Annotated in this window: 24 protein-coding genes and 2 pseudogenes; 15 read left to right on the top strand and 11 right to left on the bottom strand. The window is 62.5% G+C overall.

The window, feature by feature from the left end:
- Nucleotides 1-5 precede the first annotated feature (5 nt).
- Together HZY77_RS10095 and nadA are read right to left on the bottom strand one after the other, a co-directional pair.
- Entirely contained in the window at nucleotides 6-941 is a 936-nt protein-coding gene (locus HZY77_RS10095; protein ID WP_296814252.1) for a DUF808 domain-containing protein, read from the bottom strand.
- A 9-nt stretch (nucleotides 942-950) separates the two neighbouring features.
- Nucleotides 951-1,964 carry a quinolinate synthase NadA gene (gene nadA, locus HZY77_RS10090; protein WP_363154627.1) on the bottom strand — a complete coding sequence of 338 codons (1,014 nt, stop codon included), beginning with the start codon at nucleotides 1,962-1,964 and terminating at the stop codon, nucleotides 951-953.
- 174 nt (nucleotides 1,965-2,138) lie between these two features.
- Here nadA and hda point away from each other — a divergent pair, with 174 nt between their 5' ends.
- Nucleotides 2,139-2,795, top strand: a complete 657-nt coding sequence (gene hda, locus HZY77_RS10085) for a DnaA regulatory inactivator Hda (protein WP_296814248.1) — start codon at nucleotides 2,139-2,141, stop codon at nucleotides 2,793-2,795.
- Here hda and trxA read toward each other — a convergent pair.
- Both trxA and HZY77_RS10075 read right to left on the bottom strand, forming a co-directional pair.
- A pseudogene (trxA, locus tag HZY77_RS10080) lies at nucleotides 2,786-3,162 on the bottom strand (thioredoxin). The gene hda and the pseudogene trxA overlap by 10 nt on opposite strands.
- Before the next feature lie 189 nt (nucleotides 3,163-3,351).
- Nucleotides 3,352-3,618: a hypothetical protein gene (locus HZY77_RS10075; RefSeq protein WP_018509043.1), complete on the bottom strand. Its 267-nt coding sequence runs from the start codon at nucleotides 3,616-3,618 to the stop codon at nucleotides 3,352-3,354.
- Between the two features lie 334 nt (nucleotides 3,619-3,952).
- Between HZY77_RS10075 and msrP the strand changes: the two are divergent.
- The 3 genes and pseudogenes from msrP to HZY77_RS10060 all read left to right on the top strand — a co-directional run.
- Nucleotides 3,953-4,882: pseudogene (gene msrP, locus HZY77_RS10070) on the top strand (protein-methionine-sulfoxide reductase catalytic subunit MsrP); the annotation flags it as partial.
- 6 nt (nucleotides 4,883-4,888) lie between these two features.
- Complete coding sequence (locus HZY77_RS10065) at nucleotides 4,889-5,506, top strand: protein-methionine-sulfoxide reductase heme-binding subunit MsrQ (protein WP_296820885.1); 618 nt, start codon at nucleotides 4,889-4,891, stop codon at nucleotides 5,504-5,506.
- A gap of 192 nt (nucleotides 5,507-5,698) precedes the next feature.
- Nucleotides 5,699-6,190, top strand: a complete 492-nt coding sequence (locus HZY77_RS10060; protein ID WP_296814246.1) for a hypothetical protein — start codon at nucleotides 5,699-5,701, stop codon at nucleotides 6,188-6,190.
- 410 nt (nucleotides 6,191-6,600) lie between these two features.
- On the opposite strand, the gene lysA is transcribed toward HZY77_RS10060, so the two are convergent.
- Together lysA and HZY77_RS17810 are read right to left on the bottom strand one after the other, a co-directional pair.
- Nucleotides 6,601-7,845 carry a diaminopimelate decarboxylase gene (lysA, locus tag HZY77_RS10055; RefSeq protein ID WP_296814244.1) on the bottom strand — a complete coding sequence of 415 codons (1,245 nt, stop codon included), beginning with the start codon at nucleotides 7,843-7,845 and terminating at the stop codon, nucleotides 6,601-6,603.
- Complete coding sequence (locus HZY77_RS17810; RefSeq protein WP_363153563.1) at nucleotides 7,842-7,967, bottom strand: lipoprotein; 126 nt, start codon at nucleotides 7,965-7,967, stop codon at nucleotides 7,842-7,844. Before HZY77_RS17810 ends, lysA begins: the two co-directional genes overlap by 4 nt.
- Before the next feature lie 28 nt (nucleotides 7,968-7,995).
- On the opposite strand from HZY77_RS17810, the gene cyaY reads away from it, so the two are divergent.
- Both cyaY and HZY77_RS10045 read left to right on the top strand, forming a co-directional pair.
- On the top strand, nucleotides 7,996-8,316 hold the full coding sequence (gene cyaY / locus HZY77_RS10050; protein WP_040724554.1) for an iron donor protein CyaY: 321 nt from the start codon (nucleotides 7,996-7,998) through the stop codon (nucleotides 8,314-8,316).
- Between the two features lie 170 nt (nucleotides 8,317-8,486).
- Nucleotides 8,487-9,077, top strand: coding sequence for a MarR family winged helix-turn-helix transcriptional regulator (locus HZY77_RS10045; protein ID WP_296814240.1), 591 nt, complete (start codon nucleotides 8,487-8,489; stop codon nucleotides 9,075-9,077).
- On the opposite strand, the gene argH is transcribed toward HZY77_RS10045, so the two are convergent.
- On the bottom strand, nucleotides 9,074-10,474 hold the full coding sequence (gene argH, locus HZY77_RS10040) for an argininosuccinate lyase (protein WP_296814238.1): 1,401 nt from the start codon (nucleotides 10,472-10,474) through the stop codon (nucleotides 9,074-9,076). The genes HZY77_RS10045 and argH overlap by 4 nt on opposite strands.
- 75 nt (nucleotides 10,475-10,549) lie before the next feature.
- Between argH and HZY77_RS10035 the strand changes: the two genes are divergently transcribed.
- The 4 genes from HZY77_RS10035 (at nucleotide 10,550) to HZY77_RS10020 (ending at nucleotide 13,526) form a co-directional block, all read left to right on the top strand.
- On the top strand, nucleotides 10,550-11,533 hold the full coding sequence (locus tag HZY77_RS10035) for a histidine kinase (RefSeq protein ID WP_296814236.1): 984 nt from the start codon (nucleotides 10,550-10,552) through the stop codon (nucleotides 11,531-11,533).
- Nucleotides 11,490-12,254, top strand: a complete 765-nt coding sequence (locus tag HZY77_RS10030) for a LytTR family DNA-binding domain-containing protein (RefSeq protein WP_296814234.1) — start codon at nucleotides 11,490-11,492, stop codon at nucleotides 12,252-12,254. Before HZY77_RS10035 ends, HZY77_RS10030 begins: the two co-directional genes overlap by 44 nt.
- A gap of 402 nt (nucleotides 12,255-12,656) precedes the next feature.
- Entirely contained in the window at nucleotides 12,657-13,145 is a 489-nt protein-coding gene (locus HZY77_RS10025; protein ID WP_296633436.1) for an NUDIX hydrolase, read from the top strand.
- Nucleotides 13,146-13,148: 3 nt separating this feature from the next.
- A complete protein-coding gene (locus HZY77_RS10020; protein WP_296814232.1) occupies nucleotides 13,149-13,526 on the top strand; it encodes a multidrug ABC transporter permease in 378 nt (125 codons plus the stop codon).
- Here HZY77_RS10020 and metH read toward each other — a convergent pair.
- Nucleotides 13,523-17,215 (bottom strand): methionine synthase, encoded by a 3,693-nt coding sequence (metH, locus tag HZY77_RS10015; RefSeq protein ID WP_296814230.1) that lies wholly within the window; start codon nucleotides 17,213-17,215, stop codon nucleotides 13,523-13,525. The two genes, HZY77_RS10020 and metH, sit on opposite strands and share 4 nt — an antisense overlap.
- 233 nt (nucleotides 17,216-17,448) lie before the next feature.
- Here metH and prsT point away from each other — a divergent pair, with 233 nt between their 5' ends.
- From prsT to HZY77_RS10000, 3 genes are all read left to right on the top strand, one after another.
- The gene (gene prsT, locus HZY77_RS10010; RefSeq protein ID WP_296814228.1) at nucleotides 17,449-20,157 is read left to right on the top strand and encodes an XrtA/PEP-CTERM system TPR-repeat protein PrsT; all 2,709 of its coding nucleotides are present in this window, start codon (nucleotides 17,449-17,451) and stop codon (nucleotides 20,155-20,157) included.
- Between the two features lie 171 nt (nucleotides 20,158-20,328).
- A complete protein-coding gene (gene xdp1, locus HZY77_RS10005) occupies nucleotides 20,329-21,201 on the top strand; it encodes an exosortase-dependent surface protein XDP1 (protein WP_296814226.1) in 873 nt (290 codons plus the stop codon).
- A gap of 103 nt (nucleotides 21,202-21,304) precedes the next feature.
- Entirely contained in the window at nucleotides 21,305-21,691 is a 387-nt protein-coding gene (locus tag HZY77_RS10000; protein WP_296814224.1) for a rhodanese-like domain-containing protein, read from the top strand.
- Nucleotides 21,692-21,806: 115 nt separating this feature from the next.
- Here HZY77_RS10000 and HZY77_RS09995 read toward each other — a convergent pair whose 3' ends face one another.
- On the bottom strand, nucleotides 21,807-22,589 hold the full coding sequence (locus tag HZY77_RS09995; RefSeq protein ID WP_296814222.1) for a VIT1/CCC1 transporter family protein: 783 nt from the start codon (nucleotides 22,587-22,589) through the stop codon (nucleotides 21,807-21,809).
- On the opposite strand from HZY77_RS09995, the gene HZY77_RS09990 reads away from it, so the two are divergent.
- Nucleotides 22,552-22,857 (top strand): hypothetical protein, encoded by a 306-nt coding sequence (locus HZY77_RS09990; RefSeq protein WP_296814221.1) that lies wholly within the window; start codon nucleotides 22,552-22,554, stop codon nucleotides 22,855-22,857. The genes HZY77_RS09995 and HZY77_RS09990 overlap by 38 nt on opposite strands.
- Here HZY77_RS09990 and HZY77_RS09985 read toward each other — a convergent pair.
- Both HZY77_RS09985 and HZY77_RS09980 read right to left on the bottom strand, forming a co-directional pair.
- Nucleotides 22,833-24,323 carry a YifB family Mg chelatase-like AAA ATPase gene (locus HZY77_RS09985; protein ID WP_296814219.1) on the bottom strand — a complete coding sequence of 497 codons (1,491 nt, stop codon included), beginning with the start codon at nucleotides 24,321-24,323 and terminating at the stop codon, nucleotides 22,833-22,835. The two genes, HZY77_RS09990 and HZY77_RS09985, sit on opposite strands and share 25 nt — an antisense overlap.
- On the bottom strand, nucleotides 24,324-24,698 hold the full coding sequence (locus tag HZY77_RS09980; RefSeq protein ID WP_296814217.1) for an accessory factor UbiK family protein: 375 nt from the start codon (nucleotides 24,696-24,698) through the stop codon (nucleotides 24,324-24,326).
- Between the two features lie 134 nt (nucleotides 24,699-24,832).
- Here HZY77_RS09980 and HZY77_RS09975 point away from each other — a divergent pair, with 134 nt between their 5' ends.
- Nucleotides 24,833-25,633: a TorF family putative porin gene (locus HZY77_RS09975; protein ID WP_296814215.1), complete on the top strand. Its 801-nt coding sequence runs from the start codon at nucleotides 24,833-24,835 to the stop codon at nucleotides 25,631-25,633.
- The last annotated feature ends 46 nt before the right edge of the window (nucleotides 25,634-25,679 follow it).

The raw sequence follows: 25,679 nt of genomic DNA, 5'->3' as shown, positions 1-25,679 counted from the left end.
CCGGACTACCGGAACAGGCGCCGGGTTACCGTCACGCTGCCCAGGACCATCCCTCCGGCCACGATACCGGCCAGCGCATTGAGCAGTAGCGGCGTCATGGCAGCCAGTCCGCTTCCGATGGCCGGCACGGCGTGCGCAGCCTGGGCGAGGGCGGGCAGGATGCCGTGCGTGCCCGGCAGGCCGTGGACCAGGATGCCGCCGCCGACGAGGAACATCGCCGCCGTACCGAGCACGGAAAGACTTTTCATCAGATACGGGGCGACGCGCAGAATGCCGCGTCCGATGCTGCGCTGCATGCCGGCGAAGCCGCTGCCGCTGCGCCGGCTGAGGTAGAGCCCGGCATCGTCGAGCTTGACGATGCCGGCCACCAGCCCGTATACCCCGATGGTCATCAGGATGGCGATGCCGGCAAGTACGGCAACCTGAGTGCCGAACGACGCGGTCGCGACGGTGCCCAGGGTGATGACGATGATTTCGGCAGACAGGATGAAATCGGTGCGTACGGCCCCTTTGATCTTGTCGCGCTCGAACTCGGCCAGGTCGACGGCCGGGTTGGCCAGCGCTTGTGCGAGTTCGGCTTTGTGCGCGTCATCCTGGTCGTGGCTGGGCAGGAATTTGTGTGCCAGTTTCTCGAAGCCCTCGTAGCAGAGAAAGGCCCCGCCCAGCATCAGGATCGGCATGATGAGCCACGGCGCCAGGGCGCTGATGGCGAGCGCCGCCGGCACCAGGATGAGCTTGTTTCTGAGCGAGCCCTTGAATACGGCCCATACGACAGGCAATTCGCGTTCGGCGCGTACCCCGGAGACTTGCTCCGCATTCAGCGCCAGATCGTCGCCGAGCACGCCCGTGGTTTTCTTGGCGGCGACCTTGGTCAGCAATGCCACATCGTCGAGGAGGGTGGCGATGTCGTCGATGAGGGCAAGCAGGCTGGTTCCGGCCATGAGGGCGCCTCAGTCGCCCAACTGGAGGGTTCCGGCCTTTTCAGCCGCGGCAAAATCCAGCATTTTCTGGATCGACAGCCGGGCGCGGGCGCGGATGGATTCCTCGATATGGATTTCGTTGCCGCCTGTTTCCAGGACGTCGGCGAGTTTCCGCAAGCCGTTCATCGCCATCCAGGGACAGTGTGCACACGAGGTGCAGGTCGCGCCTTCTCCGGCGGTCGGCGCCTCCAGCAGGATCTTGCCCGGGGCGGCGGCGTGCATCTTGTGGAAGATGCCATTGTCGGTTGCGACGATGAATTCCGGGTTGGGCAGGGTGCGCACCGCCTCGATCAGCTGGGTAGTCGAACCGACCACGTCGGCCAGCGCAATCACCGATTCGGGCGATTCGGGATGTACCAGCACCGCCGCGTTCGGGTGTTCCGATCGCAGTTTCCTGAGCGCCTCGGCCTTGAACGCCTCGTGCACGACGCACGAGCCCTGCCACAACAGCATGTCGGCGCCGCTGATGCGCCGTACGTAGTCGCCCAGGTGGCGATCCGGCGCCCACAATAGCTTGTGGCCCTGCTGGTGCAGGTATTTGACGATCTTGGCGGCGATGCCGGAGGTGACGACCCAGTCGGCGCGCGCCTTCACGGCTGCACTGGTGTTGGCGTAGACAACCGATATCCGGTCGGGATGGGCGTCGCAAAAGGCGGCGAACTCATCTGCAGGACAGGCCAGGTCGAGCGAACAGTCGGCTCCCAGGTCAGGCATGATGACGCGCTTTTCCGGGTTGAGGATCTTGGCGGTTTCGCCCATGAACTTGACCCCGGCGACGATCAACGTTTTTGCCGGATGGGCGTGGCCGAAGCGCGCCATTTCCAGCGAGTCGGACACGCAGCCGCCGGTTTCCTCGGCCAGATCCTGCAGATCGGCCGAGGTGTAGTAATGCGCGACCAGCACCGCATCCTGTTGCTTCATCAGCGTCTTGATACGGGATTTGAGCGCGTCGCGCTCCTCGGCGCTCAGGACTTCTTCCACCATGGGCGGNGGTTGGATCACGGGTTTGACCGGGACGGGGAAAATGGAACTCATCGGGGTGACTCGAACATCGGGCGCGGAAGCGTCAAGTATAGCCGCGCGCGTGCGGCGTTTTCACATGGCGATCTCCGGGTTTTTCTGGAGCAGGCCGGGGCTTATGCCTTATCCTTGCGTCCCATGCAGCAACTGCTTCTGGATATCCGGCCGCCCGCCCAGCCCGAACTCGCCCGTTTCGTGGTGGGGCGCAACGTCGAGTTGATGGCGCAATTGCAGACCATGCTGGAGGGGACTGCGGCCGAACGAATGGTCTATATATGGGGCGCGCCGGGCAGCGGCAAGAGTTATCTGCTGGCGGCCTGGGCACATGCCTGCCGGGCACGCGGGATGACGGTGGAACTCAGTGGGCAGCAGGCTGCGCAGGCCGTGATCGCGGATCAGGTGGAGGACTGGAACGATACGCAGCAGCATGCCGGGTTCGCCGCGTTCAACCGAGTGCGTGAAGCGGGCGGTCTGTGGCTGGCGGCGGGAAATGTGGCACCGGCCGAACTGCCGGTGATGCCGGAATTACAGACCCGTCTGGGTTGGGGTCTGGTGTTCCAGTTGCATGGCCTTAATGATGCCGAAAAGCGCGCCGCCTTGAGCCAGCATGCGGAAACCCTGGGATTTCGGCTCGAACCCCAAGTGGCCGACTATCTGTTGAATCACACCGCGCGGGATATGCAGAGTCTGCTGCAGATGCTGGAGGCGCTCGACCGGTTCAGCCTCGAGGCGCGTCGCCCGATCACGCTGCCGCTGCTGCGGCAGCTATTGGCCGGCAAGACGGATCAGGCTTGACCCTGCTGCGCCTGCTGCTCGGCGATGTCCTTGTGGACCTGCGCCATGTCCAGTCCCATCACCTGTTCGATCAGCGAGTCCAGCGCGTTGGCGGGCAGCGAACCGGCTTCGGAATAGAGAATGACCTGCTCGCGAAACACCATCAGCGTGGGGATGGAGCGGATCTGGAAGTAGCCGGCCAGTTCCTGCTCGACCTCGGTGTTGACCTTGGCGAACACGATGTTGGCGTGCTTGTCGGACGCGGCTTCGAAAATCGGGGCAAATCCACGGCAGGGGCCGCACCAGGGGCCCAGAAGTCGACGACGACGACGTCATTGCCGTTGATGGTGGATTCGAAGTTGTCCTTGGTGAGTTCGATGACGGCCATGCTGATTCCCGCAATGTTGTAATTGAAGACACCCGGCAGGGGTCTGGAAATAAAAGGCGCGAGGACGAACCTTCGCGCCTAGTGCCACCCTATCACGGATGGTGGACCTCCGACAATGCGGAGGCGGCTTATCGGGCGGTGGGCTGATCAACCCCTGCCCCGGTCCAGTCGAAGCCGACTGGCCTGAATCTATTTGGCAAAAGCCTGATTGAACAGGCTGCGTTTGTGTTCGGCGGGCTGCGAGCTCCGCACCATGTTCTGGCTATGCTTCAGATTGCCGCGCACTTCCGCGCGGTTCACTGCCATGATCAGTTCGGTAGCCAGCACCCGGGCTTGATGCGGGGTGAGGTTGAGTTCGCACCCGTGCGCCTCCAGGGTCACGACGACACGGTCACGGCCATGCGCATCTTCCTTCAGGGCGATGTCCAGCGCGTTGCCGGGTTCCAGTTCGATCATTTCTATCTCTCCTTGTTTTTCCTGTACAAGGACTTCAGCAGGGTTCATGCCAGCCTCCCGTGTTGTGTGTTGGCATTGGAAGCCGCATTAAACCAAGGGGTTTGACGGCTTGATGAAGCCTGGGCCGTACCGCGCTGACGAAGCTTCGTCAGCGCGGTACGCGATTCGTCAATTCCAGGCGTGCTTTGGAGGAAAGGGGACGGCAGCGTTCGGAAATGGGTGGGGTATGCGAAACAAACGCGGCATGGGGGAGTCAACCGTGCAATGGACTGTAAGGATGCCCGACCTGGCCCGACTGTCAGGGTAGCCCCTTTTATATTGATAGGACTCCGTCATGCCTCCGCGCCCATCCTGCGATATTCTGCCGTCCGAAATCACGCCGCCCGAAATCTATCGGGAGCGCCGCCGCTTCATGCAGGGCATGGGCGCGCTGGCGGCGAGTGCCGCCCTGGGAAGCGCCCCTGATGCACAGGCCGGCACCAAGCTGGCTGGTGTGCGCAGCGGCGCCTACACGCTGGACGACGAGAAAACCCCTTACAAGGCGGTCACGACCTACAACAACTTCTATGAATTCGGCACCGACAAGAGCGATCCGTCCGACCATGCCGGCAGCCTGAAAACGCGTCCGTGGACGGTGACGGTCGAGGGTGAGGCGAGTAAACCGGGCGTTTACGACATCGATTCCCTGTTGAAACTAGCGCCACTGGAGGAGCGCATCTACCGGATGCGTTGTGTGGAAGGATGGTCGATGGTGATCCCCTGGGTGGGGTTCCCATTGGGCGAGCTCATTCGCCGCGTTGCGCCGACCGGCAAGGCCAAATATGTCGAATTCGTCAGCTTGAACGACCCCAGGCAGATGCCGGGGCAGCGTTCGGGCGTACTGGACTGGCCGTATGTCGAAGGCTTGCGGCTGGATGAAGCGATGCACCCGCTGACGATACTGGCTGTCGGGCTCTATGGTGAAGTGCTGCCCAATCAGAATGGTGCGCCGATCCGGCTGGTGGTGCCGTGGAAGTATGGATTCAAGAGTGCCAAGTCCATCGTCAGGATACGTTTCGTCGAGAAACAGCCGTTGACGGCGTGGATGCGCGCGGCGCCGCAGGAGTATGGCTTCTATTCCAACGTGAATCCGCATGTCGACCATCCCCGCTGGAGCCAGGCGAAGGAACGCCGTATCGGCGAATTCCTGAAACGCGACACGCTGATGTTCAATGGTTACGGCGCCCAGGTGGCGCAACTGTATCGCGGCATGGATCTGCAGAGGTTTTTGATGGGCGCGACTCTGCGTAATCCGAAGTGTTGGCTGTTTGCCGTCTGTCTGCTGCCCCTGGCGCGGCTGTTCGTGCTTGGTTCCGGTGGCGGCCTGGGTGCAAATCCGATCGAGTTCATCACCCATTCAACCGGTACCTGGACGCTGGTCGGGCTGCTGGTGACCCTATCTGTCACTCCGTTGCGGCGGCTGACCGGACGGGCCGATCTCATCCGTTACCGCCGCATGCTGGGCTTGTTTGCCTTTNTTTATGCCACCCTGCATTTCATGACTTACCTATGGCTGGATCAGTTCTTCGATCTGGCGGGTATCGCAAAGGACATCGCCAAACGCCCCTTCGTTACAGTCGGCTTCGCAGCTTTCGTGATGCTCATTCCGCTCGCCGTCACCTCGACCCGCGCCATGATGCGTCGTCTAGGTCGCCGCTGGCAGCCGTTGCACCGCTTGGTCTATCTGATCGCTTTGCTGGGGGTGATCCACTACGTGTGGCTGGTGAAGAAAGACCTGACTCAGCCTCTGATGTTCGGCGCGGTGCTGGTCCTGTTGCTGGCCATGCGCCTGCCATGGAGCAGGAACGCGCTGCATGCCGTGCGGAACCGATTGGCAGTTGCCAGATGAGATAGCAACGCCTGCGTGAAGAGTCGGTGGGGACCGTGTATGAACTGAAGCGCTGACTTGCACGCGCGGTGCGCAAATAAAAAACGGGGACACGCCCCCGTTTCAGATTGGGCAGTGCCCGACCTGTTAGAGCCCGAAAGGCTTGATGACCGGTACCGCCGGTGCGGGGCAGGCGCAGGAGCCGGCGCAGGTTTGGCGGCAGGAGCCGCTTTCTTCGCAACAGGCTTCTTGGCCGGGGCCGCTTTTGGCTGCCGGTTTGGCGGCAGGCTTTTTGGCTGCCGGCTTGGCGGCTGCTTTCTTGGCTACGGGCTTGGCTGCCGGTTTTTGGCGACGGCCTTTTTAGCCGGTGCTGCCTTTTTGGCTGCCGGCTTGGCGGCTGCTTTCTTGGCTACGGGCTTGGCTGCCGGTTTTGGCGGCGACCTTTTTAGCCGGTGCTGCCTTTTTGGCTGCCGGCTTGGCGGCTGCTTTCTTGGCTACGGGCTTGGCTGCCGGTTTTTGGCGGCGACCTTTTTAGCCGTTGCTGCCTTTTTGGCTGCCGGCTTGGCGGCTGCTTTCTTGGCTACGGGCTTGGCTGCCGGTTTTGGCGACGACCTTTTTAGCCGGTGCTGCCTTTTTGGCTGCCGGCTTGGCGGCGGCTTTCTTGGCTACGGGCTTGGCTGCCGGTTTTTGGCGGCGACCTTTTAGCCGGTGCTGCCTTTTTGGCTGCCGGCTTGGCGGCGGCTTTCTTGGCTGCGGGCTTGGCTGCCGGTTTCTTGGCTGCCGGTTTGGCAGCGGGTTTCTTTGCTGTTGCCATCTAACACTCCTTAGAAGTTGAACACATTCACTTATCACTACAGCTTGATGCCACGTGCAGTCAGAATTTGCACTTCCAAAGCGTGGTACCGACAGGCAACTGATTTGCCCGAAACCCGCTAAAAACGGGCGATACCGAGGCTCCGCTTGGTGAGCCTCATTCTAGTTACTTTTCTTCTGTGTTCAATGAATAGTCAAGGGATGGTGGGAATAATTCGATAAAAGATGTCGCGGTCAAGCAAAATGTATCGAACCGATACTAATATCCGGAGAAACTTCAGACTCACATAATTCCATGAAAGTCAGTCTACAAGCCGTTCTCCGGAAATCATACTGTCCTGCGTCTCGCGTTCCCTGATGAGATGGATTTCATTCTTGTCGATCAATACTTCTGCGGCGCGAGGGCGAGAATTGTAGTTCGATGCCATGCTCATGCCATAGGCGCCCGCCGAAAGCAGGGCCAGAAGATCCCCTTCCTCGATCGCCAGATCGCGCGCAAAGCCAAGAAAATCGCCGGTTTCGCAGATCGGGCCGACGATGTCGTAGCGCCGGGCTGGTGTTGTCCGCTGGTCGACGGCGACGATGTCGTGATACGCCTCGTAGAGTGCGGGCCGCATCAGGTCGTTCATCGCGGCATCGACGATGGCGAAATTCCGGTCTTCTCCGGGCTTCAGATACTCGACGCGGGTGAGCAGCAGGCCTGCGTTGCCGACCAGCGAACGTCCTGGCTCCAGTAGCAGTTTTTCGCGGCGGCCGGCAAAACGCCCGGCCAGCTCGCGGCCGTAGGCGGCGAGATCGGGCGGCGTTTCGTCGCGGTACCGGATGCCGACGCCGCCACCGAGGTCGACATGGTGCAAGACGATGCCTTCGGCTGCCAGCGCATCGACCAGAGTCAGCACACGCCCGGCGGCATCGGCCAGGGGCGACAGGTCGGTCAGTTGCGAACCGATGTGGCAATCGATGCCCGTGATCCTTAGGTTTGGCAGACTGGCGGCGAGCCGATACAGTGCGGGTGCATCGGCAATCGGCACGCCGAACTTGTTTTCCTTGAGGCCGGTAGAGATATAGGGATGCGTCTTGGGGTCGACATCCGGGTTGACGCGGAACGAGATCGGCGCGACCTTGCCCAGTGCGCCGGCCACGCGGTCGAGCCGGTGCAGCTCGCTGACCGATTCGACATTGAAACAGAGGATGCCGGCGCTGAGGGCGGCACGCATCTCCTCGGCGGTCTTGCCGACACCGGAGAATACGACCTTGCCCGGATCGCCGCCGGCAGCCAGCACGCGAGCCAGTTCGCCGCCGGAGACAATGTCGAATCCGGCGCCGAGTCGGGCGAACAGGTTGAGGATGGCCAGGCTCGAATTGGCCTTGACCGCATAGCAGATCAGGTGGGGCGTATCCGCAAACGCCCGGGCGTAGTCTTGGTAGGCCATCTCGAGCGCCTGCCGGGAGTAGACATAGAGGGGNGTGCCGAAGCGTTCGGCAAGCGTGTCCAGTGCCACGTCCTCAAGATGGAGGCGGCCGTCGATGCGATGCAGGGTGTTCAATTGGGAGTCCGTTGCGGTGCGGCAGGATTTTCGGGAAGATACAGGTCACCCTTGGAGCCGCAGGCCGTCAGACCGAGCCCGCACAGCAGCAGGGACACTATATATAAGGTGCGCAGTTTCATGCGCGAAATGTTAGCACGGGACATCATGATGCAAAGCGAATCAAACGAAGCCGACTTCACGAAGGCTGCCGGCGCAACCCTGGCCCGCATCGAACAGGTACTGGAAGACGCCGACCTGGATTTCGAGACACCGGCCGACGGCATCATCGAGGTCGAGTTCGACGACGGCAGCAAGATCATCATCAATCGCCACGGCGTGGCGCGCGAAATCTGGGTGGCCGCACGCTCGGGCGGCTTTCATTTCAAACCGCAGGATGCCGGCTGGTTCGACACCAAGAGCGGCGAGCCACTCTACGACAAGCTGGCTGCGCTGATCGCCGCGCAGGGCGGCGTCATGGTCCGCTTCTAGTTCACCCCGGATATTTCATAAATTGACACGCGCCCTCGCTGGTCTTTTGTTTCGTATGGAAACTTTGCTCAGTCGGGCGTATGAATCGCTACGCCACTCCTTCCCAAACTTCCCTACAAAACAAAATCCTGCGCGATCATCGCGCGAATTCATGAAACATACGGGGTAACTTGAAAAGCCAGGCGCTCACCCTGTTCGATCTGGTCGAGCGGCTGTCGCTGCTGACCCGGGCCGACTTGCGGCAGGCAGGGGCGGCGCAGGGCCTGCAGCCGGTACACCTGCAGGTGCTGTTCTACCTGAACCAGGCCAATCGCTTCAGCAACACGCCGCAGGCGCTGACCGAATATCTCGGGCTGACCAAGGGCACGGTGTCGCAGACGGTTCTGGTACTGGCGCGCCGACGCCTGATCTCGCGCTATGCCGACCCGCGCGACGGCCGGGTGGTGCGCCTGATCCTGACCGAAGGCGGTACCAACCTGCTGAAAACCCTGAGCGCTGGCGGTGCCTGGCGCGACATCGTGCAGACGGCGAGTCCGGCGCGGGTGACCTCGGCAATGGTGGTGCTGCGGCAGGTGCTGGCGCAGGTGCAGGCGCAAAGCGGGAAACGCAGCTTCGGTGTGTGCGCGACCTGCCGCTACAACCAGCGGTTAGGCCCACGCAGCTATTTTTGCGGACTGATGCAGGAAAAGCTCAGCAGTCCCGAGGTGCGGCGGATCTGCCGCGAGCATGCGCCGCCGGTGGCGCTGGCTGAGTCTCACTAGATCCGTTTTCGGGCGCGGGCGATGGCAGCCCGCACCTGCGACGGTGCGGTGCCGCCCAGGTGGTCGCGGGCGGCGAGCGAACCTTCCAGCGTCAGCACGGCGTAGACGTCGTCCGCGATCACCGGGCTGAAGGCCTGCAACTCGGCCAGCGGCAGGTCGGCGAGGTCGCGTCCCGAGGCTTCCGCCGCGCGCACCGCGCGCGCCACCACTTCATGCGCATCGCGGAACGGCACACCCTTTTTCACCAGGTAGTCGGCCAGGTCGGTGGCCGTGGCGAAGCCCTGCATCACGGCGGCGCGCATCGCGTCGGGTTTCACCGTCACCCCGCGCAGCATGTCGGCATAGATCGCCAGCGTGTCAGTCAGGGTGTCGACGGTGTCGAACAGCGGTTCCTTGTCTTCCTGATTGTCCTTGTTGTAGGCCAGTGGCTGGCCTTTCATCAGGGTGAGCAGTGCGACCAAGTGGCCGTTGACGCGTCCGGTCTTACCGCGCACCAGCTCGGGCACGTCGGGATTCTTCTTCTGCGGCATGATGGAAGAGCCGGTACAGAAGCGGTCGGCCAGGTCGATGAAGCCGAAGCGCGGGCTCATCCACAGGATCAGTTCTTCCGACAGGCGTGACAGGTGGGTCATCACCAGTGCGGCGGCGGCAGAAAACTCGATGGCGAAGTCGCGGTCGGACACGGCATCGAGCGAGTTCTCGCATACCGCTTCGAAGCCGAGCTGGTCGGCAACGAACGGGCGGTCGATCGGGTAGCTGGTGCCGGCCAAGGCGGCGGCGCCCAGCGGCAGCCGGTTCACGCGGCGGCGGCAGTCAGTCATGCGCTCGGCGTCGCGCGCCAGCATCTCGAAGTAGGCCAGCAGATGGTGGCCGAAGGTCACCGGTTGCGCCACCTGCAGGTGGGTGAAACCCGGCATCACGGTGTCGGCGTGTTGCTCGGCGAGGTCGACCAGCGAGGTCTGGCAGGCGCGGAGCCCACCCAGGATGCGGTCGATCGCGTCACGCAGGTAGAGGCGGATGTCGGTCGCCACCTGGTCGTTGCGGCTGCGTCCGGTGTGCAGGCGCTTGCCGGCGTCGCCGATTTTTGCGGTTAGCGCGGCCTCGATGTTGAGGTGGACGTCTTCCTTGTCCAGCGACCAGTTGAACTGGCCGCCGCGAATCTCGGTCAGCAGCTCCGTCATGCCAGAGCGGATCGTCTCCAGATCGTCCTTGGACAGGACGCCGACGTGGTGCAACATGGCGGCGTGCGCCAGCGAACCCTGAATATCGAACTCGGCCAGCCGATAATCGAAGGGAATCGACGCGGTATAGCGTTTGACGATTTCGGAAACCGGCTCGGAAAAGCGGCCGGACCAAGCGGCGGGCGCGCCGTCCGGCGGTGTCGATGACGTGCTCATGGGACAAAACGGGGAATGAAAAGAAGGAATCATAACAATCGGCAGGTCGAATTGCCGAACTTCTGTCACNTTGGGGTGAACCTGCGCATCGCACTGACGGCGGAGGCGGCGCTGGTGGCGGGCGTGGTGGCTCGGGTGGCGGACGCTCAGGCATTCTGGGCCGAATTCATCGGACTCTCGGCGCTTGCGCAACCTGCCTTGTTGTTGACCCTGCTGGCACTGTGTGCGGCGGGACGCTGGTTGCGCAGCCAACCTTACCGGTTGGGGGTGGCATTCACGCTGGCATTGGGTGTCGCGGTGCCGATGCTGGTCACGTTGTGGTTGAGTCCGGTGCTTGTTGGCGGGGAGACGTATCCCCTCATCGGCGTGGCGCTATTTTCCCTGTTGCTTGGTGCGGGCCTGCTGGCCTATTTCAATCTGCGCGCCCGCGCGCTGTCGCCCGCGATCACCGAGGCGCGCCTGCAGGCCTTGCAGGCGCGTATCCGCCCGCATTTTCTGTTCAATAGCCTGAATGCCGTGCTGTCGCTGGTGCGCAGCGACCCGCGCCGCGCCGAGCATGCGCTGGAGAATATGGCCGACCTGTTCCGTGCGCTGATGGGCAACGCCAGCCAGCTGGCGCCGCTGGAGGACGAAGTTGCGCTCACCCGCGCCTATCTGGAACTCGAACAGTTGCGCCTGGGCGATCGCCTGCAGGTCGCCTGGCATATCAATAAAATGCCGGCCGACGCGCTGATCCCCCTGGTGATCCAGCCGCTGGTGGAAAACGCGGTCTACCACGGTATCGAGCCGCTACCGGACGGGGGCGAAATCAGCCTCAATCTCTACCGCAGCGCCGACAAGGTCCACATCGTCGTGCGCAATCCGATCGCCACCGATGCGAGCCATCACAAAGGCAACCGCATCGCTTTGGCGAACATCCGTGAACGTCTGCTGCTGCATTTCGACCTCGATGCCCAGCTCAAGTTGGAACCGCTGGGTGCCGTTTATCAGGTGCACATCGTGATTCCCTATACCCGTGAACGCACCCAACCCGCCCCTGCGCGTCCTCATCGTCGATGACGAGGCCCCGGCGCGCCGCCGCCTGCGAGACGTGCTGGCGGATTGTGCCGATCAGTTGCCGGTCGATATCGTCGGCGAGGCCGATAACGGGCTGGATGCGCTGAACCAGATCCAGCAGTACCCGGTCGACGCAGTATTGCTCGACATCCGCATGCCCGGCATGGATGGCCTGGAATGCGCGGCCCACCTCAATACACTGGACAAACCGCCGGCTGTCATTTTCAGTACGGCCTACGAAGCCTATGCCTGCCAGGCGTTCGATCTCAATGCGGTCGACTACCTGCTGAAGCCAGTGCGTGCCGACCGCCTCCTCCGCGCCCTGTCACGCGCACATAGCCTGAGCGATAGCGTGCTTGAACGATTGCGAGCCGTGCACCCCAAGGCGCGCACGCATCTTTCGGTCAATGAGAAGGGCCGTATCGTGCTGATCCCCGTCGCGGATATCCTCTACCTCAAGGCGGAGCTCAAGTACGTCACCGTGCGCACGGCCGCACGTGAATTCCTGATCGAAGAATCGCTCACCCGCCTGGAAAGCGAATGGGGCGACACGTTCCTGCGCATCCACCGCAACTGCCTGGTTGCGCGAGCGCGCATTCGGGAAATCGGCAAGCTGCCTGGCGAAGACGATGGCCACTTCCTGCGTCTGGACGGATTGGACGAACGGCTGATGGTCAGTCGGCGACAGTATTCCACGTTGCGCGAGACCTTCAAATCCGCCTGAGGGGCGGGCATTCTCATGCGGTAGTGGTGGGATGTCCCTGCTTTTCGGGTTGGGGCTTAAAATAAATTCCTTTTCTATCATGCTCTTAGGCCGCGCCTACAACTAAAGTTGTATAGCCGGATTCCGTTCTCCTTCGTAGGATGACTGGGCTTGCTGTTTCGCAGTGAGCAGAAGTTCTCCGCAATGAGGAACGTGTCTCCTCAATTCTGCCGGGTTCGTAAGAACCCGGCATTTGCCCGTGCCAGCTATCATGCGGCCATGAAGAAAGACATCACGGATCAGAACCCGCAAGGGGTAGGCCNNTTGGTTGGCCCCGCGAGGGAGTCCCCTTCGGATCGCGCGTCGACAACCGGGCTCACCGAAATCGAACTGGCCAGCGAAACCGTTTTCAAGGGGCGGCTGATGCACGTCAAATGCGACCGCGTGCGCCTGCCCAACGGCGGCGAATCGACTCGCGAATACATCATCCACCCTGGCGCCGTCGTGATCATCCCGGTGTTCGAGAATGGCGACCTGCTGTTGGAACGCCAGCATCGCTATCCGCTGCGGCGCGATTTCATCGAGTTGCCAGCCGGAAAAATCGATCCCGGCGAGGATGATCTGACCTGCGCAAAGCGCGAACTGGAAGAGGAAACCGGCTACACCGCTGCCGAATGGCGCGAGGTCACCACCATCTATCCCTGCATCGGCTATTCCGACGAACGCTTGGCGTTCTATCTGGCGCGCGGACTGACACCCGGCAACCATGGCCGTGATCCCGACGAATTCCTGGAAATCCTGCGAGTCCCGTTTGGCGAGGCGATGGATTGGCTACGCAGTGGGACGATCTGCGAAACCAAGACCGTGATCGGGCTGTTCTGGTTGGAGAAGATGTTGGAGCAAGGCTGGTAACGCATGGCGCATTCTGCCCGCCTGGCCCTGTCGGTCGCCGCGTTTTTCGGGGCGTGGCTGCTGATGTTCTTCTTGTCGCTGATGGTGCTGCCCGAGTCCCTGCACTGGCTGCAGCCCATCGTGGCACTGGGGTTTGCGATCTGGGGCGCGCGTCGGGTGTGGCGGCAACTCGAGGACGTCGCTGCAACCGGCCTGCCGGTGTTCGTCGGCACGGGGGCGCTGGCGCTCGGCGGCCTCGGGTTCGCGCTGGGATTTTTCGGCCCCATGATCTTCGCGCCCGAAGCGAATCAGGGGCCGATGCTCGGCATCTTCATCACCGGCCCGGGCGGCGCGGTGCTGGGAGCGGTCGCCGGCTGGATCGCCTGGCTGAAGCGCCGCTAGTTTTCCGGCTGGTAGGCCAGGTTCGGCGCCAGCCAGCGCTCCGCTTCCGCCAAAGTCCAGCCTTTGCGGCGGGCGTAGTCCTCGACCTGGTCGCGTTCGATCTTGGCCACGGCGAAGTACTGGCTGTCGGGATGCGACAGATAGAATCCCGATACCGCGGCGCCCGGCCACATGGCGAAGTTCTCGGTCAGCTTCACCCCGATTTGCGCCGCGGCGTCGAGTGCCTTGAACAGCGGGGCCTTTTCACTGTGCTCGGGACAGGCGGGATAGCCGGGCGCGGGCCGGATGCCCTGGTACTTCTCCGCGATCAGATCGTCATTGGTAAGCGCTTCCTCGCTCGCATAGCCCCAATATTCCTTACGCACGCGCAGATGCAGATGCTCGGCGAACGCTTCGGCGAGACGGTCGCACAGTGATTTGAAGAGGATGGCGGAGTAGTCGTCGTGGGCGGCTTCAAANGCCTTTGCGCGTTCGTCCTCGCCGATGCCGGCGGTGACGACGAATGCGCCGAGGTAGTCCTTGATGCCGGATTCGCGCGGCGCGATGAAGTCGGCGAGGCACAGGTTGGCGCGGCCTTCCGGTTTNTTCATCTGCTGACGCAGGTTGTGCCAGACCATGAGCATTTTCTTGCGCGATTCATCCACATAGATTGCGATGTCGTCGTCGTTGACGCTGTTGGCCGGAAACAGGCCGAACACGGCGCGCGCTTCGACCCAGTTTTCCGCGATCATTTTCTGCAGCATGGCCTGGGCGTCGTGGTAGAGCTTGGTCGCCTCGGTGCCGACCACCTCGTCGTCGAGGATTTTCGGGAATTTGCCGTGCAGTTCCCACGAAGCGAAAAACGGCGTCCAGTCGATGGCCTCAGCCAGCTTCGCCAGGTCGTAGGCCTTCAGTACGTGGATGCCGGGTTGCTTCGGCACCGGTGGTGTGTAGCGGGTCCAGTTGATCTTGAATTTGTTGGCGCGTGCCTCGGCCAGCGGAAGCCGCACGGTATCGGACTTGTGCTTGAGGTGCCGTTCGCGCGTCTTGGCATAGTCGGCCTTGATGTCGGCAGCAAAGGCGCCGCGCAGGTCGTTCGACAGCAGTTGGGTGCAGACGCCGACCGCGCGTGAGGCATCCTTCACGTACACCACCGGGTGTTCGTAATTCGGCTCGATTTTCACCGCGGTATGTGCCATCGAGGTGGTCGCGCCGCCGATCAGCAGTGGAATGGTGAAACCCTGGCGCTGCATTTCCTTGGCGACGTGCGCCATTTCCTCCAGCGAGGGCGTGATCAGACCCGACAGGCCGATGATGTCGGCTTTGTGCTCGCGGGCGGCATCGAGAATCTTCTGTGTCGGTACCATGACGCCGAGGTCGACGATGTCGTAGCCGTTGCAGCCAAGCACGACGCCGACGATGTTCTTGCCGATGTCGTGGACATCGCCCTTCACCGTGGCCATGACGATCTTGCCCGCGCTCTGCGCGTCGCCGGCCCGCTTGTCGGCCTCGATGAACGGGATCAGGTGGGCGACCGCCTGTTTCATCACGCGGGCGGATTTCACGACCTGCGGCAGGAACATCTTGCCGGCGCCGAACAGGTCGCCGACCACGTTCATGCCGGCCATCAGGGGNCCTTCGATCACGTGCAGCGGGCGTTCGGCTTCCAGCCGCGCGGCTTCGGTGTCCTCGACGATGAATTCGGTGATGCCCTGCACCAGTGCATGGCTCAAACGCTCGTTGACCGGCAGGTTGCGCCAGGCCAGATCGACGACTTTTTCCTTGGCACCGCCCTTCACGTTTTCGGCAAAGGCCACCAGCCGTTCGGTCGAATCGGGCCGGCGGTTCAACAGCACATCTTCGACGCGCGCCTTGAGCTCGGGGTCAAGATTGGCATAGACGCCGAGCTGGCCGGCGTTGACGATGCCCATGTCCATGCCGGCCTGGATCGCGTGATACAGAAAAGCGGTGTGGATTGCCTCGCGCACGGCGTCGTTGCCACGGAACGAGAAGCTCACGTTCGACACGCCGCCGGAGACGTGCGCATGCGGCAGGTTCTGGCGGATCCAGCGGGTGGCTTCAATAAAATCAACAGCGTAGTTGGCGTGCTCCTCGATGCCGGTGGCGACCGCGAAGATGTTGGGGTCGAAGATGATGTCCTCGGGCGGGAAGCCGACGGTTTCGGTCAAGAGCTTGTAGGCGCGCGCGCAGATCTCGGTCTTGCGCGCGTAGGTGTCGGCCTGGCCGGTCTCGTCGAAAGCCATCACGATCACCGCCGCGCCGTAGCGCCGGCACAGCTTCGCGCGCTCGATGAACTCGGCTTCGCCTTCCTTCATGGAAATTGAATTAACGATGCCCTTGCCCTGGATGCACTTGAGGCCGGCCTCGATCACGCTCCATTTCGACGAGTCGATCATGATCGGCACCCGCGCGATGTCGGGCTCGGAGGCGATCAGGTGCAGGAAGCGCACCATCGCCGCCTCGGCGTCGAGCATGCCCTCGTCCATGTTGATGTCGATCACCTGGGCGCCGTTTTCGACCTGCTGGCGTGCGACCGACAGCGCGTCGTCGTAGCGGCCCTCGAGGATCATGCGGGCGAAGGCCTTGGAGCCGGTGACGTTGGTGCGCTCGCCGACGTTGACGAAGAGCGAGTCCTTGCCGACGTTGAACGGCTCCAGTCCCGAGAGGCGCATCGCTGGTTCCACGGTGGGTGGGATGCGCGGCGCGACGCCTTCGACCGCCTTGGCGATTGCAGCAATATGGGCGGGCGTGGTACCGCAGCAGCCGCCGACGATGTTGAGCAGCCCGGCGCGCGCCCATTCGCCAATGTGCACGGCCATTTGTGCGCCGTCCATGTCGTATTCGCCGAAGGCATTGGGCAGACCGGCGTTGGGGTGGGACGAGATGAACACGTCAGCCTTGTTGGATAGTTCCTCGACATACTGGCGCAGCAGGTCGGGCCCAAGGGCGCAGTTGAAGCCGATTGAAAGTGGCCGCGCGTGGCGCACCGAATTCAGAAANGCTTCGCCGGTCTGGCCGGAGAGCGTGCGGCCAGAGGCGTCGGTGATGGTGCCGGAGATCATCACCGGCAGCCGCAACTGGTGGGCCTCGAAGTACGCCTCGATGGCGAACAGCGCAGCCTTGGCGTTCAGCGTGTCGAATACCGTCTCGACGATCAGGATGTCGACGCCGCCCTTGACCAGACCGTCGATCGCTTCGAGGTAGGCAGTGCGCAATTGGTCGAAAGTGACATTGCGAAAACCGGGGTCGTTTACGTCCGGCGAGATGGTCGCCGTGCGCGAGGTGGGGCCCAGCACGCCGGCGACAAAGCGCGGTTTGTCCGGATTCTGCGCGGTTGCCGCGTCGGCGGCTTCGCGTGCCAGCTGGGCCGCGGTGAAATTGAGCTCCGGCACCAGATGTTCCATGTGGTAATCCGCCATGGAAATCGCGGTGGCATTGAAGCTGTTGGTTTCCAGGATGTCCGCGCCCGCCGCCAGATACTTGTTGTGGATTTCCCGGATGATGTGCGGTTGCGTCAGCGAGAGCAGATCGTTGTTGCCTTTGAGATCGTGCGCAAAATCGGCGAAGCGTGTGCCGCGATAGTCGGCTTCGCTGAGCTTGTAGGACTGGATCATCGTCCCCATCGCACCATCGAGAACCAGGATACGTTGGGCGAGCAGCGAGTGGAGCAGGGCGGTGCGGTTGGACATGATGCAGGCGGATGCGGACAAACCTGAATGGTATCACTGCCGGGCCGGAGCCCTGCCGGCGACTGTTGACATGTCGACATCGCTATCGGGTTTGCCACATGGCGGAATGCGGCGTCCCGAGCGGACAGGCCTGGCAAGCGCCGACCGGACTGGTCTGATCCTTGCAGTGCTCTTGCCATGCAAAATGCAAGGTACTCGATCTCACGAGCATTCGGATGACGACAAGAAAACACGTGACCCCAATCCTGCTAGCCCTCCTGTTGGGTGCACTGTCTCCTCATCCGGCATGGGCGGCCGACCGTGCGGTGCAGGCCTCGGACTTTTACGAGGATGCACTGGTCCGGATGCAGAACAAGGACACCAAGGGCGCCATCGTCCAGTTGAAGAATGCCTTGCAGCAGGACAGCAAAATGCTGCCGGCCCTGGTCCTGCTGGGCAAGGCCTACCTCGACAGCGGCGCGCCCTTGGGCGCGGAACGCGTGCTGGCGGATGCGGAACGGCTGGGGGCGGACCGGTCGCAGATCATCGCCATGCAGGTCGAGGTTTACAACCTGCTGGGCAAGAATCGGGCGTTGCTGGAGCGCTTTTCGCCTGACGGACTCCCGCCCGAGGTGAAATACAAGGTGTTGGTCACGCGCGCCTATGCGCAGATCGACCTCGAACAGACGCGCGCGGCGATCCAATCGCTGGAACAGGCCCGGCAGCTCGAGCCCAATAATCCGGCTGCGTTGGTTGCGCAATCGATGGCCTATTTGCGCAGCGGAAACTTCGCGGATGCGGCGGCCATGGCGCAGTTGGCCATCACCAAGAAACCGGACGATCCCGCCGGCTGGAACATGAAAGGCTCGATCGCCCATGCGCAGGGAAATGCCCCGGATGCGCTGGCAGGCTATGGCAAGGCGCTGACCTTGAAGCCCGATTATCTGGATGCGCTGATCGCCCGGGCGTCCTTGCTGTTCGATCTCAACCGCGACAAGGAAGCGGCCCGGGACGTGGCTGTGCTGAAGCAGAAGTTTCCGGACGATCCGCGAAGCGCCTATCTGCAGGCACTCCAGGCCGGACGGCAAGGAAAGGATACGGAAGCGCGCAATGCGCTCACTGCGGCGGCGAGTGCGCTGGATGCCCTGCCCTTCGAGGCAGTGCAGACGCGTCCGCAACTGGTGCTCCTGGGCGGCATTGCCCATTACAGCCTGGGCCAGAATGAAAAAGCCAAGACCTATCTGGGCAGCTACCTCAAGAAATATCCCCAGCATATGGGCGCGCGCAAGATCATGACCGCCATCCTCATGAGCGAGAAGGATTACGCCAAGGCAATCGCGTTTCTGGAAGGACCGGCGCGGGCGCGGCCCAACGACNCCCAGGCGCTGTCCATGTTGGCTACGGCGTACATGGCGCTGGGTCAGCATTCCAAGGCGGTTTCGCTACTCGAGCAGGCCGAGGGGATGAGCGGCGGCAATACGCCGGATATCGCCGCGAATTTCGGCCTGAGCCTGATTGGGGTCGGGCAGGAAGCGCAGGGTATGGCGCAGCTGCAANAGGCCTACGCANAAACCCCGGGCCGTGCCTATTCGGGCGTTCCGCTGGCCATCATGTATCTCAAGCAGAACCAGGCCAAACCGGCCATACAGGTGCTGCAGGCCGTGCTCAAGAACGAACCGCAGAATCTGACCGTGCTGAACCTCCTGGCGGTGGCGCGCGGCGTGTCGAAAGACACGGCTGGCGCCCGTAAAACCTATGAGCAGGTGCTGGAAAAGAATCCGGGCTTTACCCCGGCCAGACTCAATCTGGCGCGTCTGGACCGATATGAAGGCAAGCCAGAGGACGCGCGCCGCCGTCTGCTGTCCGTGCTCAAGGACCAGCCGAAGAACCTGGATGCGCTGTATGAGCTGGCTCAGCTGGAGCTGGCTGCCGGGCGCACGCAGGATGCGGTGCGCTGGCTGGAGAAAGCGCGTTCGTTCAACCCGCAGAGCCTCAGACCCAACCTCATGCTGGTCGATCTGTATCTGGGCACGGGCGACGCGCAGAAAGCATTGAACATCGCCAAGGACGCGCAGGCATCCAATCGGGATAATCTGTCGGCCCTGGCGGCGCTGGGCCGGTGCTATCTGGCCATCGGCAATCGTGGCCTGGCGCGCGAGAACTTCAAGCGCATTACGCAGTTGGCGGGTTTCGATGCCGATTGGCAGCAGCGTGCGGCGGAGTTCCAGATCAGCGCGGGCGACTACGAAGGCGCGCGCTATTCGCTGGACAAGGCCTTGCTGAGCAAACCGGGCTACTTCCCGGCGCTGCTGCTCAAGGCCGGCCTTGAAAAATTCTCGGGCAACCTGGAGGCGGCCGACAAGCAGGCGCGTGCCCTGGCTGCCCAGTATCCCCGAGCTGCCGCCGTGCAGCAGCTGCTCGGCGACATTGCCATGCAACGCCAGCGTTATGGGNAGGCCATCACGGCTTACGGTGCCGCATACAATCTCGAGAAAAATGCGACGCACGCGATCGGTTTGTACAACGCCTACAACGCGTCGGGCAACCCGGTCAAGGCGCTGGCATTCATCCAGTCCTGGGTCGGCAGCAATCCGGCGGATCCCGCTGCCCGTCGCGTCCTGGCCGGGGCCTATGTCCAATCAGGACGGCTGGATCTCGCGCAACAGCATTACGAAACCCTGAGCCGGCAACTGCCCAACGACGCCGGCATCCACAACGACCTGGCCTACGTCATGCTCAAGCGGCGTCAGCCCGGCGCGCTGGCCGTGGCGGAACGGGCCTATCAACTGGCGCCGAACGATGCCAATGTGGCCGACACCCTGGGCTGGGCCTGGGTGGAAGCCGGGCAGGTTGAGAAGNGTCTGCGCTACCTGCGCGAAGCCCAGGTGCGGTCGCCGGAAAACCCCGAGATACGCGACCATCTGGCCGAAGCGCTGAGGCGCAAACAGGCGGGCAGCAGATAAGGGGTTGGCGTTGGGCCGGGCCGCAGTCGGTTTTTACACAACGCCCCGGAAAGCATGGTACCGAGTAGGGGATGTGATTCATCTATTTGATAATTAATGAAAAACAATTTTTGGTACGGCTGTTGCTTAAAGTAAAGCGTGTATTCCTTGGATAAGTAAGGACCAATCAAAATGACTAGAAAATTCTGGCAGGCAATCAGGGCGGCGAGCGTGATGGCAATCGGGCTGGGCGTCATGAACACCGCCCAGGCTACGTACTCCGCCAGTCACACGAGTAATTGCGGCGGGGGTGGCACGAGCAACCCCAATTGCGATACCTGGACATTCAACAACCAGACCAGCAATACACAGGGCGGCATCACGGCCACGGCTTCCGGCTGGTCCAATACGGTCGGTTCCGCCAATGTCCTGCTGGACAGTGCCTACATCACCTTGAACGGCAGCAGCGGCCTGGGTGTCCGGAACAACGATTGCAGCGGCTTTGCCAATTGCACGGGCGGCACCTCCGGCAGGGACACCAACGAGGGGACCAGCCCCGAGCATGCGATCGACAACAATGGACGCACGGACTCCATCCTGTTCTCGTTCACGGACAAGGTGAATCTCACGTCCTTCTCCGCAGGATGGGTTTCGACCGATTCCGATTTTTCGGTCCTGGCCTATACGGGGGCAGGCAACCCGGCCACCCTGGCCGGCCAGTCCTATGCGGATCTGCTGTCCAACGGCTGGTCGCTGATCGGGAATATTCTCGCGGGTTCCAGCACGGGCGCGCATGACTTCACCAACAGCACCTATTCCAGCTACTGGCTGATCGGCGCATTGAACACCATGGTCGGGGGCGACTCGACCAAGGCGGGGAATGACTATTTCAAGCTGATCTCGCTGGCGGGTTGTACCTGCGATAACGCCCCGCCCGGAACCCCGGGTTGCAGCACGGGCGGCGGCGGTGGCGTCCCGGAACCTGGCACCCTGTTGTTGATGGGGGCAGGGCTGCTCGGTCTGACACGTTTCAAGGTCCGGCGCACAATGCACGCTGCTGCCTGATGACATTCGCCAGAGCACACAGGGCCCCGCTTGTCGGGGCCCTGGTTTGGGGCATTGAAATCGATCTGCTAGGGTGGGTAAGAACGTCACTGCGGAGCGCACCATGAAACATATGACCNCCCGGGAATCCCATGAGTTTTTGCAACTGCATCCTGAGGCGGTGTTCATCGATTGCCGTTCGGAAATCGAATACCTGTTCGTCGGCCATCCGGTCGGCGCAATCCACATTGCCTGGCAAGACGGACCGGATTGGGACGTCAATCCCGATTTTCTAGGGCATGCGCGCAAGGCGGCATCGGTCAATCGGCCCGTAGTGCTGATCTGCCGTTCAGGGCGGCGCTCGATGGAAGCGGGACGTTACCTCGAGAAATACGGGTTCCCCGAGGTCTACAACGTGCTGCACGGGTTTGAAGGCGATATGGATGAAACGCGCCATCGCAGCACAAAAAATGGCTGGCGGCATGACGGCTTGCCCTGGGAGCAAACCTGAGCCTTCCATTCATGGAACGTCCCAAGCAAGGCGGAGCAAACTGATTGTCGCCGCCCATCCGGCCACGATTTCCTGTCTCAGGAATGTACCCTGGGATTCTCCGTGGACAGAACGCTCAGCCCAGCGACACCCCCAGCCAGGCACCGATGAAATAGGTGGCCAAACCCGCCGCGCCGCCGATGCCCAGCATGCGCAGGCCGCTCAGGAGGGCGTGACGGCCGGTGAACAGGCTCATGCTGGCGCCGACGGCGAACAGTCCCAGTGCCGTCAGCCCGATCGAGAGAGGAAGCGCCTGGTCGTAACCGAACAGGAAGGGCAGTAAGGGCAGCGCCGCGCCTGCCGTGAAGGCGGCAAACGACGAGGTGGCCGCCACCCATGGCGAGCCGAGTTCGTCGGGGTTCAGGCCGAGCTCCTCGCGTGCCAGGGTGTCGAGCGCGCGTTCGGGATCCTGCATCAGGGTGTCGGCCAGCCGCCGCGCCTCGGCGGCGTCCATGCCCTTGGCGGCGTAGATCAGCGCCAGTTCGGCGGCCTCCTCCTGGGGGTATTCGTCCAGCTCGTCGCGCTCGAGGCCGATCTGGTATTCGAACATTTCCCGCTGCGAACGCACCGATACATATTCGCCCGACGCCATCGAGAATGCGCCCGCCAGCAAGCCGGCCACGCCGGTCAACACGATGATCGAGGGCTCCGGGGCGGCGCCTGCCACGCCATAGATCAAGGCCGCGTTCGATACCAGGCCGTCGTTGATGCCAAACACCCCTGCCCGCAAGGCATTGCCCGCGGCACCGTTCTGGTGGCGCTTGCCGATGTCGTCGCGCCGAAGCGGCATGGGATGCGGCGGGTTTAGCGTATAGAGCGCCATGCCGCGTACCTTCATCGCCGCCAGCACGCCGCGCATGGCACGCGGCTTGAATCTGCGGGTGAGGGTGGCGACGACGCGCGCGCAGATCGGGCCGGAACGCGGCGGGCGGTTGCCCGCCCTTTTGCATAATGGCGGCCAGCCATATTTCCGCCTGGTCGTCGGCCGCCTGCGCCAGTTCGTTGAACAGCGCTTCGCGCGTCGTGCCGCGCTCGCATTCCGCGACGACGCGGTACAACCAGGCCGACTGCTTTTCTTCCTGCCAGGATTCGTAGGGATCGCTCATGCGGGAGGCCGTCGGTATTGAATGGCTTCGGCGAGATGCGCCGGTGCAATCGCGTCGCTGTCAGCCAGGTCGGCCACGCTGCGCGCGAGCTTGAGGACGCGGTGATAGGCGCGCGCGGACAGGTTCAGCCGCGCGATCGCCTGCTTCAGCAAGTTTTCCCCAGCGGTATCCAGTTGGCAGAACTGTTCGATTTCCTGCGTACCGAGCGAGGCATTGGGTTTGTCCTGTCGCTGCATCTGGCGTGCGCGCGCCGCCTGCACGCGGCCGCGGATGGCCGCGCTGGGTTCGCCGGCGCTGGCCTGCATCAGTTCGGCTTGCGTCAACGCCGGCACGCTGATCTGGATGTCGATGCGGTCGAGCAGCGGTCCCGAAATGCGTCCACGGTAGCGCGCAATCTGGTCCGGCGTGTCGCGGCAGGCCTGGGTCGGGTGGCCGAGGTAGCCGCAGGGACAAGGGTTCATTGCGGCGACCAGTTGGAAGCGTGCCGGGAAATCGGCCTGCCGGGCGGCGCGCGAGATCGTGATGCGCCCGGTTTCCAGCGGCTCACGCAGCACCTCCAGTACCTGTCGGGAGAATTCCGGCAGTTCGTCGAGAAACAGCACACCGTGGTGTGCCAGCGAAATCTCGCCCGGACGCGGGTTGCCGCCACCGCCCACCAGCGCAACCGCCGAGGCCGTATGGTGCGGCGCGCGGAAGGGGCGGCGCTGCCAGTGCTCGTGGCGGAAACCGCCGTTGAGCGAAGCGACCGCAGCCGCTTCCAGCGCCTCGGTCTCATCCATCACCGGCAGAATGCCCGGAAAGCGTGCGGCCAGCATCGACTTGCCGGTGCCGGGCGGGCCTGACATCAGGATCGAATGTCCNCCGGCGGCGGCGACTTCGAGCGCGCGCCGGGCGGCGGCCTGGCCTTTGACGTCAGCGAAGTCGGGATAGTCGGGCGTCAGAGGGAGGGTGCCCGGTTCGGGCGCGGCGAGCGCGGCCTGCCCGGCGAGCCAGGCACAGACATCGAGCAGGCTCGCCGCCCCCAGCGTCTCGACGCCGCTGGCGAGCGCCGCTTCGCTCGCCGACGCGCTGGGCAGCACCAGTTGCCTGCCTGCCGTGCGTGTCGCGAGTGCCATCGCCAGCGCCCCGCGTACCGGACGCAATTCACCGGTCAATGCGAGTTCGCCCGCGAATTCGGCGTGCTTGAATTTGTCGGCCGGAACCTGCCCTGAAGCGGCGAGGATCGCCAGCGCGATCGGCAGGTCGAAACGTCCGGATTCCTTCGGCAAATCGGCCGGCGCGAGGTTGACCGTGATGCGGCGCGCCGGGAATTCATAGCGCGCATTCTGGATCGCCGCCCGTACGCGGTCGCGCGCTTCCTTCACCTCGGTTTCCGGGAGGCCGACCAGCGTGAACGCTGGCAGGCCGTTGGCCAGATGCGCTTCGACCACCACCTCCGGCGCATGCATGCCGTTCAGCGCCCGGCTTTTGACGACGGCAACGGCCACTTAGGCGTCTTGGCTCTGCTGCTTTTCCAGTTCGGTCAGTCGCGCCTCGAGTTGCGCGAGCTTCGCGCGCGTGCGCGCCAGCACTTCGGTCTGCACGTCGAATTCCTCGCGGCTCACCATATCCAGCTTGCCGAGCATCGACGTGACGCCGGCCTTGAGATTCTGTTCGATGTCCTTGGCGGGGATTGCTTCATGACCTCGCCCAGCTTGCCGACCAGATCGTTGATGAATGCAGGGGTGGGGAATTTCGGATTCGGGTTCATACGGCCTCCATGACAGGGAGAGTGTAACAAGCACTGCCCTGGTGGCGTACAGCAGCAACAGATCGAAGCATGCGGCACGAAGAGGGTGCATGACGATTTGATGGCGCACCATGAAAGTGCGGACTATTCTGGGTTGGGCGGATTGATTGATTCAACTGTTTGTTTTTAAACAAAAAAAATATTGGCATGGCTTGTGCTCATTGTGGAGTGCGATTTTGCGCGCCCTTATTCAAACAGGAGAAATTCATGAAAAAACTCGTACACGCTTTGGTTCTGACTGGTCTGGTGGGCGCGCCCGCTCTCGCCATGGCGGATGAACCCGCTTCGCCGCATACCCTGAGCGCCAATGTCAGCCTCACCTCCAACTATGTCTTCCGTGGTATTTCGCAAACGGGAGGCAAGCCTGCCATTCAGGGCGGCTTCGATTATTCGCACAGTAGCGGTCTCTACCTGGGTACTTGGGGTTCCAATGTGGGATGGCTGACGGATTTCCAAGGTTATACCAGTGGCAGCATGGAACTTGACGTTTACGGTGGTTACCGCAACAGCATCGGACCTGTCAGTTATGACGTCGGGGCGATCCGCTATATGTACCCGGGCAGCAAAAACGGCGCTGGGGTTCCTGGTGTCTGGACCTCGGAGGCTTATGTTTCCGCCGGCTGGAAGTGGTTCACTGCTAAGTACTCCTATTATCTGAGCGATTCGGTGTTTGGCGTTGGCCCCAATACCGACGGTTCCTACTATCTGGATCTTTCCGGCAGCCTGCCTGTCGGTGACACCAGTCTGACCCTGGGTGCGCATTGGGGTACTTTCAACTTTAAGCAAGACTCTTACTTTGTTGGCATCTACGGGGTTTCGCCGGACTACAAGGATTGGAAAGTCAGCGCAGCCTATGACTTGAGCAAGTTGGGCAAACTGGGCGACGGCATGACCCTGAGTGTGGCGTACACCGACACCGATGCTGAGAAGGGGTTCTGGACTGACACGGCTAACGGCAAGTATCTGGGTAAGGCCACGACCACCGTGTCGATTTCCAAGGCTTTCTAATGCGCTGACCAACCGGGGCGGTTCAAACAACTGCTCCCCTACTTTT

Origin of the sequence: Thiobacillus sp., from assembly GCF_013693775.1 — a bacterium.
Classification (GTDB): Bacteria; Pseudomonadota; Gammaproteobacteria; order Burkholderiales; family Thiobacillaceae; genus Thiobacillus.
This window is presented reverse-complemented; position numbering and strand designations above follow the sequence as displayed.

What these genes read in the sequence shown, in the direction of transcription:
- HZY77_RS10095 (WP_296814252.1), bottom strand. Translation starts at nt 941, where the DNA reads ATGGCCGGAACCAGCCTGCTTGCCCTCATCGACGACATCGCCACCCTC.
- nadA (WP_363154627.1), bottom strand. Translation starts at nt 1,964, where the DNA reads ATGGTGGAAGAAGTCCTGAGCGCCGAGGAGCGCGACGCGCTCAAATCC.
- hda (WP_296814248.1), top strand. Translation starts at nt 2,139, where the DNA reads ATGCAGCAACTGCTTCTGGATATCCGGCCGCCCGCCCAGCCCGAACTC.
- HZY77_RS10075 (WP_018509043.1), bottom strand. Translation starts at nt 3,618, where the DNA reads ATGATCGAACTGGAACCCGGCAACGCGCTGGACATCGCCCTGAAGGAA.
- HZY77_RS17810 (WP_363153563.1), bottom strand. Translation starts at nt 7,967, where the DNA reads ATGAAACTGCGCACCTTATATATAGTGTCCCTGCTGCTGTGCGGGCTC.
- cyaY (WP_040724554.1), top strand. Translation starts at nt 7,996, where the DNA reads ATGCAAAGCGAATCAAACGAAGCCGACTTCACGAAGGCTGCCGGCGCA.
- argH (WP_296814238.1), bottom strand. Translation starts at nt 10,474, where the DNA reads ATGAGCACGTCATCGACACCGCCGGACGGCGCGCCCGCCGCTTGGTCC.
- HZY77_RS10025 (WP_296633436.1), top strand. Translation starts at nt 12,657, where the DNA reads ATGCACGTCAAATGCGACCGCGTGCGCCTGCCCAACGGCGGCGAATCG.
- HZY77_RS10020 (WP_296814232.1), top strand. Translation starts at nt 13,149, where the DNA reads ATGGCGCATTCTGCCCGCCTGGCCCTGTCGGTCGCCGCGTTTTTCGGG.
- xdp1 (WP_296814226.1), top strand. Translation starts at nt 20,329, where the DNA reads ATGACTAGAAAATTCTGGCAGGCAATCAGGGCGGCGAGCGTGATGGCA.
- HZY77_RS09990 (WP_296814221.1), top strand. Translation starts at nt 22,552, where the DNA reads ATGCCGCGTACCTTCATCGCCGCCAGCACGCCGCGCATGGCACGCGGC.
- HZY77_RS09995 (WP_296814222.1), bottom strand. Translation starts at nt 22,589, where the DNA reads ATGCGCGGCGTGCTGGCGGCGATGAAGGTACGCGGCATGGCGCTCTAT.
- HZY77_RS09980 (WP_296814217.1), bottom strand. Translation starts at nt 24,698, where the DNA reads ATGGTGCGCCATCAAATCGTCATGCACCCTCTTCGTGCCGCATGCTTC.
- HZY77_RS09975 (WP_296814215.1), top strand. Translation starts at nt 24,833, where the DNA reads ATGAAAAAACTCGTACACGCTTTGGTTCTGACTGGTCTGGTGGGCGCG.